Source organism: Accumulibacter sp. (genome assembly GCF_023806625.1).
Classification (GTDB): domain Bacteria; phylum Pseudomonadota; class Gammaproteobacteria; order Burkholderiales; family Rhodocyclaceae; genus Accumulibacter.
The window spans coordinates 1-18,794 of sequence record NZ_JAMTDX010000062.1 but is presented as its reverse complement, the minus strand read 5'-3'; the positions used below and the strand labels follow the sequence as shown (position 1 = coordinate 18,794).

Genomic DNA, 18,794 nt, shown 5'->3' with positions numbered 1-18,794 from the left:
TCGAGCCCGCCGTATCGTGATCATGACCCTTCGACGCTTCGTTTCCCCTTTCCGACGCCTCGCCTCAGCGGTGTCGGTCGGACTGCTCTGCGCGGCTGGCGTCACCGCCGCTGCTGCCGGCGACCTGGCGATCGCGCTGAATTCGGCCGACGGGACGCTGAGCCTGATCGACACCGAGACCTATTCGGTCACCGGCAAGGTCAGCGTCTGCAAGGAGCCACACCACCTGATGCCGACTCCCGACGACAAGTCGCTGATCGTCGCCTGCGCCGCGTCGAACCAGCTGGTCTTCTTCGACCCGCGGACGGGCAAGGAACAGAAGCGCGTGCGCAACATCTCGGATCCCTACCAGCTCGGCTACTCGCCCGACCTGAAGTGGTTCGTCGCCACCTCGCTGCGCCTCGACCGGGTCGATCTCTACGATCCGAACGATTTCCGGCTCGTCGCTCGCCTGCCCGCGCCGAAGACACCCTCGCACCTCGCCTTCGACGACAACAGCCAGTTCGTCTTCGTCACCCTCCAGGATTCGAACCAGATCATGGCGATCGACCTCGCGACGCAGAAGGTCGCCTGGGTGATGCCGGTCGCGGCGACGCCGGCAGGCATCGTGATGTCGCCCGACAACCGCTATCTGCTGGTCGCCTGCATGGGCGAGGGTGTCGTCGAAGTGATCGACTGGCGCGCACGGCAGAGCGTCAGGAAGATCGCCACTGGTACGGCGGCGCACAATCTGCAGCCGAAAGGCGACAAGCGCCATTTCTACGTTTCGAACCGCACCGTCGATGGCAGCATCTCGCTGCTCGACACGCGGACCCTGTCGGTCGTCGAGAAGTACGAAGTTCCCGGAGGGCCCGACGACATGATCGTGCGCGCCGACGGCAAGGAGCTCTGGGCGACCGCACGCTTCGCGCGCAATGTCCAGGTCGTCGACCTGGTCGGCAAGAAGCTCAAGCTCTCGATCCCGGTTGGCAGCTCGCCGCACGGCGTCTTCTTCCTCAACCACGCCGGCCTGCGATGAAACGCGAGGTGGTCCGCTTTGTTGCCGCCGCGATCCTCGCCAGCGGCACGGTCGAGGTCGGTGCGACCGCGGCTGCTCCGCCGGCCTGCAAGGGAACGCTGTATCTGACATTCGACACCGGCAACATGCGCCACGCCGATCTGATCGCTGCGACGCTCGCCAGACATGAGGTCAAGGCGACCTTCTTCCTCGCCCAGGAGAAGACCAGCCGCGGCGATCATGCGCTCGACCCGGCCTGGGCGCCCTACTGGCAGGCGCGCGTCGTTGAGGGCCACGCCTTCGGCAGCCACACCTGGCGCCACGGCAGCTTCCGGGAGGACGTCGGCGACCGGGTGCGCTACCGACTGCTCGACGGACGCAGCGAGATGCTCGATGCGCGTGCGATCTGTGGGGAGCTCAAGGAGCCCGACAGCCGTTTCCGCGAGCTCACCGGGCGCGGCCTCGACCCGCTCTGGCGGGCACCGGGAGGCCGGACGACGGCGAACACTCTGGCCGCTGCACAGGCCTGCGGCTACCGCCACGTCGGCTGGGCAGCGGCCGGTTTCCTCGGTGACGAGCTGCCTTCCGAGGCCTACCCGAACGCCCTGCTCGTACAGCGCGCGCTCGACCGTCTCAGGGATGGCGACATCGTCATGGCTCACCTGGGCATCTGGTCACGCAAGGATCCCTTCGCCCCGATGATCGATCCGCTGATCAGCGGCCTCAAGGCCAGGGGCTTCTGCTTCGCGACGCTCGCCAGCCGCCAATGATCGAAGCACTCGTCGAGGCCTTCGTCGGCGTTCAGGCCTGGCTGCTCGACCGGATTGTCCAGCCCCCGCTGCTCGCGCTGGGACTCGCCAGCCACGTCGAGATGGCTTTCGACGCGATCGAGTTCTTCCTTGCCGGCGTGCTGCAGATCAGCGTCGCCTTCCTGCTGCTGCGCCCGCTCGAGGCGCTGCGCCCGATCGAGGTCTGGCCGGATCGAAGGGCCGTGCGCGTCGACGTGCTGTACTCGCTGCTCGACCGTCTCGGGATCATCCCGCTCTTCGTCTTCGCACTGCTCGCGCCGCTCTTCCTGACCATCGACGGCTGGCTGCGCTTCCACGACATCATTCCCCCGCAACTCGAGGACCTCTTTCCGGGCCTCGAGACCCGGCCCCTGGCAAGTTTCCTCGTCTATCTCGTCGTTCTCGACTTCGCCGAATACTGGCGCCACCGCCTGTCGCACACCTTCGGCTGGTGGTGGGCCCTGCATGCGATTCACCATACGCAACGTCAGATGACCCTGTGGACCGACAGCCGCAACCATCTGCTCGACGACCTGATCGGCGGCGCCTGGTTCGCCGTCGTCGCGCTGATCGTCGGCGTTCCCCCCGGACACTTCGTCGGACTGTTGATCGCCGTGAAGACCGTCGAGAACCTCGCGCACGTCAACGCGCGTCTGTCGTTCGGACGCTTCGGCGAACTCCTCCTGGTCAGTCCGCGCTACCACCGCTGGCACCATGCGCTCGAACTCCCGCCAGGCGACGCCTATCGCTCGGGCTGCAACTTCGCGGTTCTCTTCCCCGTCTGGGACCAGCTCTTCAAGACCCAGTATCGCGGACACGAATTGCCTGCCTCCGGGCTGACCCACGGCCCCCTCCCCGAGTCCGCGGCACGGAGCGGCTTCTGGCGGCAGCAGTGCGAAGGAATCCAGGCCATGGTCGCCGCGCTCGCCGCGCGCCGGACTGCGCCGACCGGGGCCACCGAAGATCATGCTTGACGACGCCCGCTCATTCGCCCTCGCCGCCCACGGTGAACAGAAGTACGGCGACCGACCGTATGCCTGGCACCTCGAGGCGGTCGTCGATCTGCTTGCGCCGTACGGTGTCGAAGCCCAGATACTTGGCTACCTGCACGACGTCGTCGAAGACACGCCGGTGACCGAGCACGAGATCCGCGAGCGCTTCGGCCCGCTGGTCGCCGAATGCGTCGGCCTGCTCACCGACCCGCCGGGAACGACCCGCGCCGAGCGCAAGGCCGGGACATACGCGCGGCTGGCCGGCGTCGACGGGCCACACGAACTCGCGCTGGTCGCCAAGGCTGCCGACCGACTGGCCAACGTGCGCTGCTGCGTCGCCGACCAGCGGCAGGGTCTTTGGGAAACCTACCGCCGGGAACACTCGGCCTTCCGGCAGGCAGCGTGGCGTCCCGGGCTCTGCGACCCGCTCTGGGAGGAACTCGACGCCCTGCTGATCGCCTTGCCGCCGAGCAACGGCCGATGAGCTGCAACCCGCGACCCGCGTGCCGGCCTGTCGCAGAGTCGGCGCGCAACTCCACCGCCAGCGCGATCGCCAGCCGATCCCCCCGACGACCACCGATGCCCGAAACGAAGCCTTCGATGCCCTTCAGCCCGCACGGCCTCGCCGCACTCGCTGTCGTACTCGCGCTCGCCGGCTGTTTCCCCGAACCCGAGAAGGTCGGCGATCTGGCCAAGACTTCGATGCAGCAGAACCTGCAACGCGACCCGCGGTTCAGGGCCGCAGGGGCCGAAGTACTCGCCGTACGGGTGATCAGCGGCAGCGACAAGCGCTTCGAGGCGCTGGCCAGCATTGCCTGCGCCGGAAAGACCCACGAGGTGCCGGTAACCATCGTCGTCGATGGACTGAATCTCGAGTGGTTTGCCGGCGCGGATGCCTTCGCCTTCCTGCCCTCCGGGCAACCGTCGCTTCCCGAACGCATTCCGCGCTAATCGGCTCGCTGCTCGGCGTGGCCCAGCCGTGGCCGTCGGCGGGATTCTTCGCCGGCCCTGGAGTACAATAGCGCCCCTTCAGCAACGCAATGATTTTTCCGAGGTTTCTTCGTGCTCGTCGCCAACAACATCACCATGCAGTTCGGGGCCAGGCCCCTCTTCGAGAACGTCTCGGTCAAGTTCGGCGAAGGCTATCGCTATGGACTGATCGGCGCCAATGGCGCCGGCAAGTCGACGTTCATGAAGATCCTCGCCGGTCAGCTCGAGCCGACGGCAGGCAACGTCGCCAAGGATCCGCAGGAACGGATGGCCTATCTGCGCCAGGACCAGTTTGCCTTCGAGGAACATCGGGTCATCGACGTCGTGATGATGGGCCACGAAGAGATGTGGGCCTGCCTCTGCGAAAAGGACGCGATCTACGCCAACCCGGAGGCCACCGAGGACGACTACCTGCACGCCGCCGAACTCGAGGGGCGCTTCGCCGAGTACGGCGGCTACACTGCCGAGGCCCGCGCCGGCGAGCTGCTGCTCGGCGTCGGCATCCCCGCCAGGCAGCATTACGGACCGATGCGCGACGTCGCACCGGGCTGGAAACTGCGCGTCCTGTTGATCCAGGCGCTGTTTGCCGACCCCGAGATCCTGCTCCTCGACGAGCCGACCAACAACCTGGACATCTCGACGATCCGCTGGCTCGAAAACGTGATCAACGAGCGCAACAGCACGATGGTCATCATTTCGCACGACCGGCATTTCCTCAATCAGGTGTGCACGCACATGGCCGACCTCGATTACGGCAGGATCACGGTCTATCCGGGGAACTACGACGACTTCATGGAAGCCGCCGCGCAGGCGCGTGAACGGCAGCAGAGCGCGAACGCCCGAGCCAGGGAGCGGATCGCCGAACTGCAGGGTTTCGTGCGCCGCTTCTCGGCCAACGCCTCGAAGGCCAGACAGGCGACTTCGCGCCTCAAGCTGATCGAGAAGCTCAAACCCGAGGACGTCAAGCCCTCGTCGCGCCAGTATCCCTGGATTCGCTTCGAATTCGACGACAAGGACAGGCTGCATCGGCAAGCCGTCGAGGTCGAGAACCTTCGCTTCGCCTATCCCGGAAGCGCCCGCCCGATCTTCGACAAGCTCGATCTGGCGCTGAACGGCGGCGACCGGCTGGCGATCATCGGTGAGAACGGCGTCGGCAAGACGACGCTGCTCAGGCTGCTGATCGGTGAACTCCAGCCCCAGCGCGGCAGCATCAAGTGGGCCGAGAAGGCGCGGCCCGGCTATTACGCCCAGGACCATGCGCGCGACTTCGAAAGCGACGCGAGTCTGACCGAGTGGATCGCCGGCTACGCCCGGGCCAACGCGGCCGAAGGCGAGGACCTCGAGACGCTGATCCGCGGCACGCTCGGGCGGCTGCTCTTCTCGGGTAACGAGGTGCGCAAGCCCGTACGCGTCGTCTCGGGCGGCGAGCAGGGGCGGATGATCTTCGGCAAGCTGATGCTCATGAAGCCGAATGTCCTGGTCATGGACGAACCGACCAACCACCTGGACATGGAATCGATCGAGTCACTGAACACGGCCCTCGAGAAATACCGGGGAACGCTGATCTTCGTCTCGCATGACCGGGAGTTCGTCTCATCGCTGGCCACGCGGATCATCGAGATCCGTGTGGACGGCAAGGTCATCGGCTACCCGGGAAACTACGAGGACTACCTGGCCAGCCAGGGCATTTCCTGAACGCCGGCAGCAGCCGGGACGAGGACCGGGCGCGCAGGCCCACCCACCTGCCCGGCAGCCCGCGCGACGCTCGTCAATTGCCGGAGGCTGCGGGCGGCCGCCCGCTCTCGCCGGCCACCGGCTTACCCTCGGCCGCTCGCTTCGCTTCTCGCCTGGCCTGCTCGTTCGCCCGCTTCTCGATCCGGGCCTGCCTCTTGGCCTGCTCGGCCGCTGCGCGCTGCCGCCCCTCCTCGGCCTGCCTGGCCTTGTCGGCGAGTTTTCGCTCGCGCTCGGCCGCCCTGGCCTGCTGCTCGGCGCGGTAGCGCTTGGCGCTCTCCTCCTGCTCGGCTTCGCGCTTTTGATGGTCGACCAGCCGCTGGGCGTCCTCCGCCTCGGCTTCCTGCCGCTTCGCCTCGCGCTCGAAATGACGAGCCGGTTCGTCGATCCGGCGGGCCTCGGCGATCGTTGCCGTGTAGCGCTTCCGGGCCGCCGCCAGGCAGTCGGTGACCAGAAACTTCCGGTAGCACTCGTTCTGCTCGGCCTTGTAGCGGGTCTCCGCCTCGGCACGCAGCGCGTCGGCACGCGCACGCTGCGCATGCGCCTCGTCGAGAGTCGCCGGCACCGGCACTGCCGATTCGCCGGTCTCGGCCTGAACCAGCCACGACGACGTGGCCAGCAACAACGGCAAGAACCACCTGCCAGGATGCATCCCTTCTCTCCTTCCGCGTCTGCCGATCTTGGTGCCTTCCGGCCCGCGCAGCCGGGCCGATCCGGTCAACGAACCAGCCCGGAGGTCGACTGACCGCCAGTACACGCGATCGCGACCACGCGCCAGCCGCTCTCAGTGCACATCGTCACCGCGATCGCGCAGCCGGGCGATCAGGCGCAAGGTCTCGTCGAGACCGATGCCCAACGCGCTCGCCGGAATGCCGACCGGATAGCCCGCGTGCCTGAGGTTCTCGGCCATCAGCTGCCGCTGATCGGCGCTGAACTGCTCGTACAGCGCCGGCTGATCGTTGAGCGCGATGCCCAGGAAACGCTGGTTCTTGAACGAGTAGACCTGCACGTCGGAGATGTCGGCCCACTTCAGCAGGCCGGCACAGACCGACGATGCGTTGTCGAACAGACCGGTCTCGTCGATGATCAGGCTCGGCATTCGCCGGACCAGGCGGGACGTCGCCCGCGCAAAGCAGAGGACGAAGAAGATCACCGCGACGTAGCCGCCGAAAAGGCGGGAAGTCTGCGAGACTTCCGGGTCGAGAATCAGGAACCCACCGATGCCCGCGAGGACGAGGCTCCCGACGGCCATGACTGCGAAGCGCCGTGGATCCGGGTAGATCGTCACCTGCTCCATCGGTACTCCCGAGTGGCTTTGGCGGACCGACGAAGCCGCCCACCGACCGCTCGCACGAGCTTCGCCGAAGATCCCGGCTGCCCAGGCTGCCTTCCCTCGGTGCGACTGGCGCTCATGCACAACGCAGGCCGCACGCTCGGGTCAGCCAGATGGCCATGAAGGGCATCAGCAGGCCGAGAGCGACGGTGATGATCAGCAGCCAGCCGAGCTGGTCATAGTTCGCCGGCGTCGTGAGCTGCGCAGTCAGCGGATCACGGACCTCACGGCTGACCTCGAACAGCTGATTCAGGTACTTTGTCGCCAGTTGTGAGGCCGACAGCGCGAGGTTGCTGAACGAACTCATCACGGCGAAGTAGGTGGCCTTGAGTCTGGCCGGTGCCGAATTGGCGATCCAGGCGAGCATCGGCACCATCGCGATCTGCGAGAGCGGCGAGTCGAAAGCCGTGTCGGCCACGGCGATGAAACGCGCATCGACGAACCCTCCGGTATGTGCCGCCGTCCATTCGTGCAGTCCGTAATACATGCCGACGACCGGTAGCGCGAGCACGGTTCCGACGACCGTCACGAAACCGACGGTGTAGGCAATCGAGCGTTCCCCGATCAGGCGCCTGAAGGCGAGCAGTCCGAACAGTGCCAGCACGCTGCCGATCAACGAGAGGCGAGCCATGAACCCGGCGTCGAAGCCCAGCGCATCGATCATCCACCATGTCTGACCCATCCCGGGATCGGGCGTCGCCCTGAAAACGAAGACGATGATCGACGTGCCGAGCAGCGTCCGCCTCGCCTCGGCATCGAGCGCGCGCATCAGCTTGGCCATCAGCAACACGATCACCGCAAACGAGCCGACGAAGATCAACTCCTGCCCGAACGGCGAGCGCGACAGACCGACGACGAGGCCGATCGCGACGAACAGCGTGCTGCCTCCGAGAATCCACCAGTCAGGACTCGCCGCACCTCCAGGAGGCTGCCGGAGAGCCCGCAGCCGTGCTTCATCGAAACCGTGGGCACGCAGACGCAGTCCCTCCCGCCAGCGAAGGATACGGGCCAGGACGACTCCGACGATCGAGATCAGCGGGATGGTCATCGCGAGCAGATAGACGTTCGCGTAAAGGGCCCCCTTGGCCGGCTGGGCCAGGGGACCGGCGCCCTCGAAGATGAGCACGTTGAGCAGCGCAACACCCAGACCGCCGATGATGTCTGCCATCCGGCCAAGCGCCTGCAGCGTCGTGTTCATCAGGCGCTGTGCCTCTGCCGAAAACGGCTGCCCGGTCGTATCGACCCTGGGCACCGCCTCGACGGTCATGGCGTCAGCCACCACGTCCTGCAGCGCGTAGCCGACCGGACCAATCAGCGACGAAACGACGAACCAGGTCCTCGGTTCCATCACCGCTCCCATGCGGGCCGGTTCGACGATCAGGCCGAACATGATCAGCATGCTCGCCGCGATGACCGCAGCACCAACCCAGACGAGCAGCGCCTTGAAGCGCCAGATCAGGTCGACGAGATGACCGAGCGGCATCTTGAGCGCCCACGGTATGCCGACCCAGAACGCCAGGCCTGCGAGAAAGGCTGGCGAGACGTCCAGATACTCCTTGACGTAGAAGGTGCCGACGATCTCGGTCAATTCCGACGCGCCCGCCGCCAGGTAGATCATCAGCGGCGGCAGGTAAGACCAGCGGAGTTCCCGTCCGAGCTCGAGCACATGGGTCTTGAACCAGCGATCGACGACAGCGAGCAAAGCCTGACTCCATTGGACGCCGAGGATTGGCCTGCCCGGCCAACCCGGGCTCCTCCCGAACGCCCGAAACTGCTTCAACATCGAGCGCTGGCCGGCAAGAGAGGCAGCGCTATTGTGCATCAATCGCACACTTTCGGGGACGCTACGGCGACTCGCGCACGCCAGGCTCATCCGGTCAAATTGCCTAAGCTCCTGGCTTCCTTTATGCTTCGTGCCTCCCACTCGCCGCTGAGCCAGAGGCATGGCCGTTTCGACCAAGACCCCCGAAGAAATAGAGAAGATGCGTCTCGCCGGGCGACTGACCGCCGAAGTGCTCGACTACATCACACCTCACGTCGTGCCGGGGGTCACCACCGCCGACCTCGACCGCCTCTGCCATGACTACATCGTCAACGAGCAGGGCTGCATACCGGCACCGCTGAACTATGCCCCGCCGGGCTACAAGCCCTATCCGAAGGCGATCTGCACGTCGGTCAATCACCAGGTCTGCCATGGTGTCCCCGGCGAAAGGCAACTGAAGAACGGCGACATCGTCAACCTGGACGTGACGGTGATCAGCGACGGCTACCACGGGGACAGCAGCCGCATGTTCCACGTCGGCGAAACGTCGGTGCAGGCCAGGCGTCTCTGTGAGATCACCTTCGAGTGCCTGTGGCTGGGCATTGCGCAGGTCAAAGCCGGAGCCCACCTCGGCGACATCGGCCACGCGATCCAGAGACATGCCGAGAAGGCAGGGTATTCGGTGGTCCGCGAGTTCTGCGGTCACGGCATCGGCGCCAGGTTCCACGAAGAGCCTCAGGTCCTGCATTATGGCCGGCCGCACACCGGACTCCGCCTCGAGCCGGGCATGGTGTTCACCATCGAACCGATGATCAACGCCGGCCGGGCTGCGGTGCGCAGCCTGGCTGACGGCTGGACGATCGTCACCAAGGATCACAGCCTGTCGGCACAGTGGGAGCACACGGTTCTGGTCACGCCAACCGGGTACGAGGTTCTCACGCTCTCTGCGGGCACCCGTGCGAAGCCCGAGTGGGTCGAAGCACCGCGATGACGCTGGTCGCCAGCGAGTGGCAGCCGGCGATCGCCGACTGCCGTTGCCACCTCCGGGCTGGCCAGGCGACGCTCCGCGAACGCTACCTGGCCGACGGCGACGCCCGCCGCCTGCTCGAGCAACGCTGCGAACTGGTCGACGACGTTCTGAGGAAGTTCTGGCAACTTCTCGATCTGCCGGCGTCGCTGGCTCTGGTCGCCGTCGGCGGTTACGGCCGCGGTGAGCTCTACCCCGCGTCAGACGTCGACATCCTGCTGCTTCTGCCCGATCCGCCCGACGGCGAGCTGACCCGACGACTCGAGCAGGCGGTGACCGCTTGCTATGACCTCGGGTTGGAGATCGCCCCGAGCGTGCGGACGATCGCCGAGTGCGTGCATGCGGCCCGAGACGACCTGACGATCCAGACCGCGCTGCTCGAGGCGCGCCTGCTGGCTGGCAACCTGGCCGCGTTTCGCGAAGTCTGCGCGCAGATCCGGGCCGCTCTCGATCCGGTGGTCTTCTTCGAAGCCAAGAAGATGGAGCAGGAGGAGCGCCACCGCCGCTACCAGGATTCACCGTACAGTCTCGAACCGAACTGCAAGGAGGCACCCGGCGGACTACGCGACCTGCAGACGATCGTCTGGATCGCCCGGGCAGCCGGCTACGGCAAGTCCTGGGAGGACCTCGCGCAACACGGCTTCATCACCCACGAAGAGGAAGAACAGCTGCAGCGCAGCGCCAATTTTCTGCAGCGCGTGCGGACCCGCCTGCACATCCACGTCGGACGACGTGAAGACCGTCTGCTCTTCGACTATCAGGCCGCGCTCGCCGAGCAGCTCGGTTTTCTTCCGACCCCGGCGCGCCGGGCCAGCGAAAGGCTGATGCAGGAGTACTACCGGACAGCGAAGAAGGTCACCCAGCTCAACACCATCCTGCTGCAGAACCTTGGCGCGGCGATCTCGCCGCCACCGGACCAGGCACCGCAACCGATCAACGGGCGCTTCCAGAACACGCACGACCTGCTCGACGTGATCGACGAGAATCTGTTCCAGAACGATCCCGGTAAGATCCTCGAAGCCTTCCTGCTGATGCAGCAGCATGCCGAGCTCGTCGGGATGAGCGCACGCACACTGCGCGCCCTGTGGCACGCACGGACGCTGATCGACGAGGATTTCCGGCGCGATCCGGACAACCGCCGTCGCTTCCTCGAGATCCTCCAGCAACCGCGGGGCGTTCTGCACGAGATGCGACGCATGAACCAGTACGGTCTCCTCGGTCGCTACCTGCCGAACTTCGGGAAGATCGTCGGCCAGATGCAGCACGACCTGTTCCACGTGTATACGGTCGACCAGCATTCGCTGCAGGTCTTGCGCAATCTGCGCCGCTTCCTCGCCGACGAATTCACTCACGAGTATCCATTGTGCAGCGAGCTGATCCGTGACTTCCCGCGCTGCTGGGTGCTCTACGTCGCTGCGCTGTTCCACGACATCGCCAAGGGACGAGGCGGCAACCACTCCGAACTCGGGGCCACCGACGCGGCGGCGTTCTGCGCCGAGCACGGACTCGACGAACAGGACAGCAAGCTGATCGTCTGGCTCGTCCGCCACCACCTGCTGATGTCGACGGTGGCCCAGAAGCAGGACATCGCCGATCCGGAGGTCGTCGCGGGCTTCGCGGCGGTCGTCCGGGAAGAGCGGCAACTCGTCGCGCTCTATCTTTTCACCGTCGCCGACATCCGCGGCACCAGCCCGAAAGTCTGGAACAGCTGGAAAGGACAGCTTCTCGAAGAACTCTTCCGCAGCACGTGCCGAAGTCTCCTTGCCGGCGGCCAGCCGCCGTTCCGTCAGGGACTGATCGAAGAACGCCAGCAGGAAGCGCTGCGCCTGCTGCGTTTCTTCGCCTTGCCCGACGCCGTCCATCAACGCCTCTGGAAACAGCTCGATACGGTGTATTTCCTGCGCCATTCGGCCGAGGAGATCGCTTGGCACACCCGGGCGCTGCACTACCGGACACGCGTCGAGCAACCGGTCGTCAAGGCGCGGGTCAGACCACAGGGAGAGGGGCTCGAAGTAATGATCTACACGCGCGACCAGCGTGATCTCTTCGCCCGCCTGGTCGGCTTTTTCAGTCGTGCGGGTTATTCGATCCTCGAGGCGAAGATCCACACCACCCGACACGGCTACGCGCTCGACAGCTTCGTGCTGCTCGACCTGAGCGATCGCGACAATGACCGGGCGATGATCAGCTACATCGAGCACGAACTGACTGCCCGCCTCGCGCGCCAAAGCCCGCCGGAAGCGCCCGGCACCGGCCGTCTCTCACGCCAGGTCAGGCACTTCCCGATTCAGCCCCAGGTGACCATCGAAGCTGACGAGAAGGGAGCGCACCACGTCCTCTCGGTGACTGCCGCCGACCGGCCGGGTCTTCTGTATACAATCGCCATGACTTTGGCCGCACATGGTGCTAATCTACATACTGCAAAGATTAGCACGCTCGGTGAGCGGGTCGAGGATACCTTCCTGATCAGCGGGGCTACCCTCGGCGACACGGCCAGCCGGATCAGGCTCGAGACCGAATTGCTCGAACGCCTCAGGATCTGAGGTTTTCGAGTGTTGTCGGTTGCCCGCCAACTACGGCGAACGCGTGGGCGGGGCCACCGAGCAAGCAAATCGCGACGGATCGGCGGGTGTCGGATTTTTTTACACTTGCCGGAAGGCAAATCCTTCGCAGTGCAGACAGCCCGAAAAAAGCCGATGATTTAGCGCTTTATTTTTCTGGACAAGTGCGCTGGTATAGAAGTTGCTAATTTCTCCAGCAGGAGTGACTCAGGGTTCGGATTCGTCGAACGGCCGGGTAACGAAGCTTTCACCCTGGCCATCCGTGACGGAGTTCGCAGCTTCGCCCCTGCATCAAGAGTATAGTCTTCGCAAACCGGCTCGCCGACGCAACGGAGCCATGGGCAGGAAGTCATTCGGACGTTCGGATTTGTTTGGAGTAATGTCGATGAGCATGTTGGACAGCAGGAACCAGGAGCAGGGAGCCAGCGCGCTGACGGCAGCGGCTCGCGAGGGCAACGGCGTGGAACAGTCTTCGGGTGCTGACCAACGTCGTCGGCGAATGGTCCGGGGGGCAGCGGCATTGGCGCCACTCGTGCTGACGCTGCGCAGCGGCGCGCTGGCTGCCGCATCCTGTACGGGCGTCAAGGTCGGCTCGGCGACGGTGAATTCCAATGCCACGCCTCCCGCAGGCAAGATCAATGCCAGTAACATTGCCCAGGGCGATGTATGCGTGATCCAACCGCTCGACGCCTGCCCCAATGTTTCGGGCAAGGCGGTGACGACCAAGATCGGCGTGGCCAACTACGAGCCGGCGGTGCACGTCCAGCAGGGAGACTACTGGCAGTGCGGCAAGTCCGGCGCCTACCAAGGGCGGACAGTGGCCATCCTGAGCTCGAATTCGCTGAATTCGATGGGCGTCGGCTGACCTGAGGCCGGCTGCTCAGTCCTTGAATGCGACCGGCTGGCGCACCGGCCGGTCACCTTCCGGCGCTGTGCGAATGTAGGTGGATGGGGAACTGCCAGCCCGATCGTGAAGCGTTCGTCCTCGCCGAAGCGGCCCGCTCGTTGATCTGGCAGGCATGGGACGAGGTGTACATCATCTATCAGGCTTCATCGGCCGAAACGCACGTTTTCAACGAAACTACCGCGCTGATCCTGAGGTCGCTCGAGCAGGGTCCGTTACTCGCCGAAGGGACCAGGAACCGGGTCGAAGCGGCGCTGGGCCTGGACCCCGGAGAGCTGGTCGAAGAAGACTTTGCCTTTGCGCTGGCGCGACTCGAGGAACTCGGCCTGATCGACCGCCTTGACCCAGTCTCCCCGGTCGATGATCGTCGGTGACCTCGGCCGGGGAGAGTTCGACAAGCGGCTCGCCGGTCCTGGTCTGCGAGTTCGCTTTGGCCCCTTCAACATCCGTATCGGCTCACCCCTCGACGCGTTTGCAGGTGTTGCCCACCAGCTCTACGCGCCCTACCCGCTCGTCGAAGAGAACGCGCTGATCGACTTCCACGTGCGCATCGCCAGCCCTCGCGGCCTGCGCCGCTGGGTCCGCCGGCAGGCGTGTTTCTCGCTCGACGGTCAATCGCCGTTTGCTCCCTACACGATCGAGCATGCCTTTCCGGCCGTCGAGTGGGGAATCAACTGGTGCATCGCGACCCGCGCACATCACCTGCTGATGCTCCATTCGGCGGTCGTCGAGCGCGATGGTCTGGCGATGCTCTTCCCGGCGTCGCCCGGCGACGGCAAGTCGACGCTGTGCACGGCGCTGGTCCACTCGGGCTGGCGACTGCTTTCCGACGAGTTCGGGCTCATCCGGCCAGAGGATGGCCTGCTGCTGCCGTTGCCGCGGCTGATCCCGCTGAAGAACGAGTCGATCGAGGTCATTCGCCGCTTTCGGCCAGAAGCATTGATCGGTCCGGCTTTCTACAATACGCGGAAGGGCACGGTCGCGCATGTCAGGCCGCCGGTCGACAGCGTCCAGCGCGCAGCAGAGACGGCACGACCCCGCTGGTTCGTCTTCCCGCGCTGGATCGCGCACTCCCCGCTCGATCTCCAGCCGATGTCGAAGAGCCAGGCCTTCCTGATGGTCGCCAGCAACGCGTTCAACTACGAAGTCCTCGACGAGACCGCCTACCGCCTCGTCGCGCAGATGGTCGCGCAGAGCGACTGCTACTCGCTCTGCTACTCCGACCTCGACGAGGCACTCGCGGCGCTCGATGAACTGAGCCGGAGCTCGCGTGACGAGTAGCGGCACGGCCAACCGGCAGGCCAACCGCCTGCTCATCGAGGCTATCCGCTCGCCCGACGTGCTCACCGCGCTGCGGCCCGACGAATGGGAACTGCTCGTCCGCGTCGCCCGCCGCGCCCGGCTGCTCGGGCGCATCGATTCGGAAGTCCGACTCGCCGGGGTCGACGAATGCGTACCGCCGTCTGCCGCTGCCCATCTGAGAGCGGCGCGAAACGTCATCGCGCATCGCAAGACGTTGGTCAGCTGGGAGGTCGATCGTCTGCTCTGGGCGCTCAGGGGCGTCGACCAGCCGCTGATCCTGCTCAAGGGGACGGCGTATCTTCTGGCCGGACTCCCACCCGAGCGCGGCCGCATTTTCGCCGACGTCGATCTGCTGGTCCCCGAAGACGGCCTCGGCGAGATCGAGGAGCGACTCGTCGCCAGGGGCTGGTCGAGGATTCAGATCGACCCTTACGACGACCGCTATTATCGCGTCTGGATGCACGAGATTCCGCCGCTTCGTCATTACGAACGGGGCACCGAGATCGATCTGCACCATCGCCTGCTGCCGCGCACCAGCCGGCTCAACTCTGACCCAGCCCCGCTGTTCGCGGCTGCCCAACCGCTCGCGAACCCGCGGCTCCGTGTGCTCGCCCCGCCGGACATGGTTCTCCACGCGCTGGTCCACCTGTTTCTCGAGGGTGATCCCGACGAAGGTCTGCGTCTGCGCGATCTCGTCGATGTCCATGATCTGCTGACCCACTTCTCCGGGCAACCCGGCTTCTGGGATCAACTCGTGCGCAAGGCGGGTGATCTGGGCTTTGCCCGCCCATTGTTCTACGGCCTGCGCGCGGCAGAGCGCCTGTTCGCGACCCCGGTTCCTCGGGAAGTTCTCGGCGGGCTTCGCCGAGTGTCGCCGCCATGGCCGCTGCGCGCGCCGATGGAGAAGCTGATCGACCTCGCACTGCTTCCCGGCCACCCCGACCATCCGCTGACGCGGGCCGGCCTGGCGCGCTGGCTGATCTACGTCCGCGCGCACTGGCTGCGCATGCCGCCCTTGCTGCTCGCGCGACACCTGTCGCGCAAGACCTGGCTGCGCTTTCGCGGAGCCCGGAAGCGGATCGACCTGGCGCAGCTCGACCTCAAGCAGCAGTAGACGCCGGCCCGGCCGACCCGGCGAACCTGCACGACGGCCTGCGCAGTCGTCTGCGAACTCACCCGGGTCATGCCGAAAAGCCTGGCCAGCGCCTTCCAGCGGGCGATATACTGTAATCTTGTACAGTTATTTTGTGTCGACGTGCTTCCCGCTTACGCCGAACTGCACTGCTGCTCGAATTTCTCGTTCCTGCGCGGCGCCTCACACCCCGAGGAACTGGTCGAACGCGCCCATGTGCTCGGCTATAGCGCGCTGGCGATCACCGATGAAGCGTCACTCGCGGGAATCGTCCGCGCGCACAAGGCGGCCAGCGCGATCGGCCTGAAGCTGATCGTCGGCGCCGAATTCCGCGTCGGCGCCGGCCGCAAAGAAAGCGCCCGGCTGGTCCTCCTGGCCCGGAACCGTTCCGGATATGGCAACCTCTCGGCGTTGATCACGCTGGCTCGGCGGCGCTCGCCGAAAGGCGAGTACCGGCTGTGGCGCAGCGACTTCGAAAACCCCGGCTCATTCCCGTCGGGCAGCGGCGCCCTCCCCGACTGCCTGGCGCTGTGGATACCAGACGGCGGAGCGACTCCCGACGACGTGCATTGGCTCGCCGAACGCTTTCCAGGGCGTGCCTGGCTGGCGGTCGAACTGCACTGTGGTCCCGACGACGCCACGCGTCTGGCCACGCTGCGCGAACTCGCCCGGGCGAGCCATCTGCCGGCCGTCGCCGCCGGCGATGTGCACATGCACCTGCGCGCCCGTCGGCCGCTGCAGGACACACTCACCGCGATCCGCCTCAGGACGACCGTCTTTGCCGCCGGTCATGCTCTGTTCGCCAACGGCGAGCGTCATCTGCGCACCCGCCTGCGCCTGGGGCGCCTCTACCCTCCCGAGTTGCTCGCCGAAACCCTGCGCATCGCCGAGCGCTGCGACTTCTCGCTCGACGAGCTGCGCTACGAGTACCCCGACGAAATCGTCCCCGACGGACTGACTCCTTCGGCCTACCTGCGCGCCGAGGTCGACAGGGGCCTGCAGCGGCGCTACGCCGGAGCGGTGCCTGCCGGCGTGCGCGAGCGCGTCGAGCACGAACTCGCGCTGATCGCTGATCTCGCCTACGAGCCGTACTTCCTGACGGTTTACGACATCGTCAATTTTGCACGCAGCCGCAACATCCTCTGCCAGGGTCGCGGCTCGGCCGCGAATTCGGCCGTCTGCTACTGCCTGGGCATCACCGAGGTCGATCCGGCGCGCTCGAATCTGCTTTTCGAGCGTTTCATTTCGCGCGAACGCGGCGAACCGCCGGACATCGACGTCGATTTCGAACACGAACGGCGGGAAGAAGTCATCCAGTACCTCTACCGCCGCTACGGCCGCGAGCGCGCCGCGCTGGCCGCCGCAGTGGTCACTTACCGGACGCGCGGCGCGCTGCGCGACGTCGGCCGGGCGCTCGCTTTCGGCAACTCGCAGATCGCTGCGCTGACCGCCTCACTCGCCTGGTGGGACAGGCGCGAGCAACTCCCCGACCGGCTGCGTGCGGTCGGCCTCGATCCGGACGCGCCACGGGTCGCCAGGTGGCTGGCGCTGGCCGACGAACTGCGCGGCTTCCCGCGCCACCTCTCGCAGCACGTCGGCGGCTTCGTCATCTCGCGCGGCCCGCTGGCCCGCCTCGTTCCACTCGAGAACGCGGCGATGCCCGAACGCACGGTGATCCAGTGGGACAAGGACGACCTCGACGCACTCGGCCTGCTCAAGGTCGACATCCTCGCCCTGGGCATGCTCTCGGCGATCCATCGCGCGCTCGACCTGATCGGCCGCCGGATCGACGAGGTTCCCGCCGAAGACCCGGCGGTCTATGAGATGATCCGCGCCGCCGACACGGTCGGCGTCTTCCAGATCGAATCGCGCGCGCAGATGGCCATGCTGCCGCGCCTCCAGCCACGCCACTTCTACGATCTGGTGATCGAGGTGGCGATCGTCAGACCTGGCCCGATCCAGGGAGACATGGTCCATCCCTACCTGCGCCGCCGGCATGGCCGCGAAGCGATCGAAGCGATGCGTCCGGAAGTGGCCGCGGTTCTCGGGCGCACCTGCGGCGTGCCAATCTTTCAGGAGCAGGTCATGCAGCTTGCCGTCGCAGCGGCCGGCTTCACTCCCGGCGAGGCCGACCAGTTGCGCCGGGCGATGGCCGCCTGGCGGCGCAAGGGTGGCCTCGAACCCTTCGAGGAAAAGCTGATCTCCGGCATGCGCCAGCGCGGGTACGACGAAGCTTTCGCGCAGCGCATCTTCGCGCAGATTCGCGGCTTCGGCGAATACGGCTTCCCCGAATCGCACGCCGCATCGTTCGCCCTGCTCGTCTATGTCTCGGCCTGGCTCAAGCGCCATCACCCGGCGGCGTTTCTCTGCGCACTGCTGAACAGCCAGCCGATGGGTTTCTATTCGCCGTCGCAACTCGTCCAGGACGCTCGCCGGCATGGCGTCGAGGTCCGCCCGGCGAGCGCCTGCCGCAGTGCCCGGGAAGCCCGGCTCGAAGATACCTCCCCACCCGCTGCCGGCCCGGCCGTCCGCCTCGGCCTGTCGGCCATCGGCGGACTCTCCGAGGCAGCCGCCACGCGACTCGTCGCCGCCCGCGCCGAGCGCGCCTTCGTCAGCATCGCCGACCTCGCTGCCCGGGCACGGATCGCCCGCCACGACCTCGATCGGCTCGCCGCTGCCGGGGCGCTGGCCGACCTGGCCGGTCATCGCCGCCAGGCCGTGTGGATCGCTGCCGGAATTGCCGTGCAGGCCGATCTGCTGAGCGACAGCGTTCCGCCCGAAGCGGCTGTCGAATTCGACGCGCCCGGCGAGGCCGAAGAGCTGATCGCCGACTATGCGACGACCGGCCTGACGCTCGGCCGCCACCCGCTGAGTCTGCTGCGTCGCCGGCTCGCCGCGCAGCGTTTCCTGTCGGCCAGCGAACTCAACGGGGCCGCCGACCGCCAGATCGCCCGGGCGGCCGGAATCGTCACCTGCCGCCAGCGGCCGGGGACGAGCAGCGGTATCGTCTTCGTCACCCTCGAGGACGAAACCGGACTGGCCAACGTCGTCGTCCACTCGCGGCTCGTCGAGAAACAGCGCCGGGAGCTGCTCGGCGCGCGCCTGCTCGGTGTCTTCGGGCAGGTCCAGCGCGAAGGAACGGTCGTCCATCTCGTCGCCGGGCGCCTCGTCGATCTCTCGGCGCTGCTTGGACGACTGCCGACGAGCAGCCGCGATTTCTGCTAGCCCGAACTTTGCCCACTGTGCCGACGTAGTGGGCTGAATTGGCTGGAGAA

16 protein-coding genes are annotated in these 18,794 nt (G+C 66.2%); 13 read left to right on the top strand and 3 right to left on the bottom strand.

Annotated elements, in window-relative coordinates:
* The first annotated feature begins 22 nt into the window (after nucleotides 1-22).
* The 6 genes from NFW05_RS11185 to NFW05_RS11160 all read left to right on the top strand — a co-directional run bounded on the left by NFW05_RS11185 (nucleotide 23) and on the right by NFW05_RS11160 (nucleotide 5,462).
* Nucleotides 23-1,018 carry a YncE family protein gene (locus NFW05_RS11185; RefSeq protein ID WP_295306777.1) on the top strand — a complete coding sequence of 332 codons (996 nt, stop codon included), beginning with the start codon at nucleotides 23-25 and terminating at the stop codon, nucleotides 1,016-1,018.
* Nucleotides 1,015-1,767: a polysaccharide deacetylase family protein gene (locus NFW05_RS11180; RefSeq protein ID WP_295306484.1), complete on the top strand. Its 753-nt coding sequence runs from the start codon at nucleotides 1,015-1,017 to the stop codon at nucleotides 1,765-1,767. The genes NFW05_RS11185 and NFW05_RS11180 overlap by 4 nt, the downstream gene beginning before the upstream one ends.
* Complete coding sequence (locus NFW05_RS11175) at nucleotides 1,764-2,759, top strand: sterol desaturase family protein (protein WP_295306481.1); 996 nt, start codon at nucleotides 1,764-1,766, stop codon at nucleotides 2,757-2,759. Before NFW05_RS11180 ends, NFW05_RS11175 begins: the two co-directional genes overlap by 4 nt.
* Entirely contained in the window at nucleotides 2,752-3,261 is a 510-nt protein-coding gene (locus NFW05_RS11170) for an HD domain-containing protein (protein ID WP_295306478.1), read from the top strand. Before NFW05_RS11175 ends, NFW05_RS11170 begins: the two co-directional genes overlap by 8 nt.
* A 116-nt stretch (nucleotides 3,262-3,377) precedes the next feature.
* Nucleotides 3,378-3,728 carry a hypothetical protein gene (locus NFW05_RS11165; protein WP_295306474.1) on the top strand — a complete coding sequence of 117 codons (351 nt, stop codon included), beginning with the start codon at nucleotides 3,378-3,380 and terminating at the stop codon, nucleotides 3,726-3,728.
* 111 nt (nucleotides 3,729-3,839) lie between these two features.
* A complete protein-coding gene (locus NFW05_RS11160) occupies nucleotides 3,840-5,462 on the top strand; it encodes an ABC-F family ATPase (protein ID WP_295306471.1) in 1,623 nt (540 codons plus the stop codon).
* Nucleotides 5,463-5,535: 73 nt separating this feature from the next.
* Here NFW05_RS11160 and NFW05_RS11155 read toward each other — a convergent pair whose 3' ends face one another.
* From NFW05_RS11155 to NFW05_RS11145, 3 genes are all read right to left on the bottom strand, one after another.
* A complete protein-coding gene (locus NFW05_RS11155; protein ID WP_295306468.1) occupies nucleotides 5,536-6,150 on the bottom strand; it encodes a hypothetical protein in 615 nt (204 codons plus the stop codon).
* A 132-nt stretch (nucleotides 6,151-6,282) separates the two neighbouring features.
* Nucleotides 6,283-6,795 (bottom strand): STM3941 family protein, encoded by a 513-nt coding sequence (locus tag NFW05_RS11150; protein ID WP_295306465.1) that lies wholly within the window; start codon nucleotides 6,793-6,795, stop codon nucleotides 6,283-6,285.
* A gap of 112 nt (nucleotides 6,796-6,907) precedes the next feature.
* On the bottom strand, nucleotides 6,908-8,614 hold the full coding sequence (locus NFW05_RS11145) for a hypothetical protein (RefSeq protein WP_295306462.1): 1,707 nt from the start codon (nucleotides 8,612-8,614) through the stop codon (nucleotides 6,908-6,910).
* A 160-nt stretch (nucleotides 8,615-8,774) separates the two neighbouring features.
* Between NFW05_RS11145 and map the strand changes: the two genes are divergently transcribed.
* From map to NFW05_RS11110, 7 genes are all read left to right on the top strand, one after another.
* Nucleotides 8,775-9,584, top strand: coding sequence for a type I methionyl aminopeptidase (map, locus tag NFW05_RS11140; RefSeq protein ID WP_295306459.1), 810 nt, complete (start codon nucleotides 8,775-8,777; stop codon nucleotides 9,582-9,584).
* Nucleotides 9,581-12,163: a [protein-PII] uridylyltransferase gene (locus NFW05_RS11135; RefSeq protein WP_295306456.1), complete on the top strand. Its 2,583-nt coding sequence runs from the start codon at nucleotides 9,581-9,583 to the stop codon at nucleotides 12,161-12,163. The genes map and NFW05_RS11135 overlap by 4 nt, the downstream gene beginning before the upstream one ends.
* 403 nt (nucleotides 12,164-12,566) lie before the next feature.
* Nucleotides 12,567-13,046, top strand: coding sequence for a hypothetical protein (locus NFW05_RS11130; RefSeq protein WP_295306453.1), 480 nt, complete (start codon nucleotides 12,567-12,569; stop codon nucleotides 13,044-13,046).
* A gap of 83 nt (nucleotides 13,047-13,129) precedes the next feature.
* Nucleotides 13,130-13,459 (top strand): HPr-rel-A system PqqD family peptide chaperone, encoded by a 330-nt coding sequence (locus NFW05_RS11125; protein ID WP_295306450.1) that lies wholly within the window; start codon nucleotides 13,130-13,132, stop codon nucleotides 13,457-13,459.
* A complete protein-coding gene (locus tag NFW05_RS11120; RefSeq protein ID WP_311104709.1) occupies nucleotides 13,425-14,366 on the top strand; it encodes an HprK-related kinase A in 942 nt (313 codons plus the stop codon). Before NFW05_RS11125 ends, NFW05_RS11120 begins: the two co-directional genes overlap by 35 nt.
* A complete protein-coding gene (locus tag NFW05_RS11115) occupies nucleotides 14,356-15,501 on the top strand; it encodes a nucleotidyltransferase family protein (RefSeq protein WP_295306447.1) in 1,146 nt (381 codons plus the stop codon). The genes NFW05_RS11120 and NFW05_RS11115 overlap by 11 nt, the downstream gene beginning before the upstream one ends.
* 141 nt (nucleotides 15,502-15,642) lie before the next feature.
* Nucleotides 15,643-18,744: an error-prone DNA polymerase gene (locus NFW05_RS11110; RefSeq protein ID WP_295306445.1), complete on the top strand. Its 3,102-nt coding sequence runs from the start codon at nucleotides 15,643-15,645 to the stop codon at nucleotides 18,742-18,744.
* Nucleotides 18,745-18,794 lie beyond the last annotated feature (50 nt).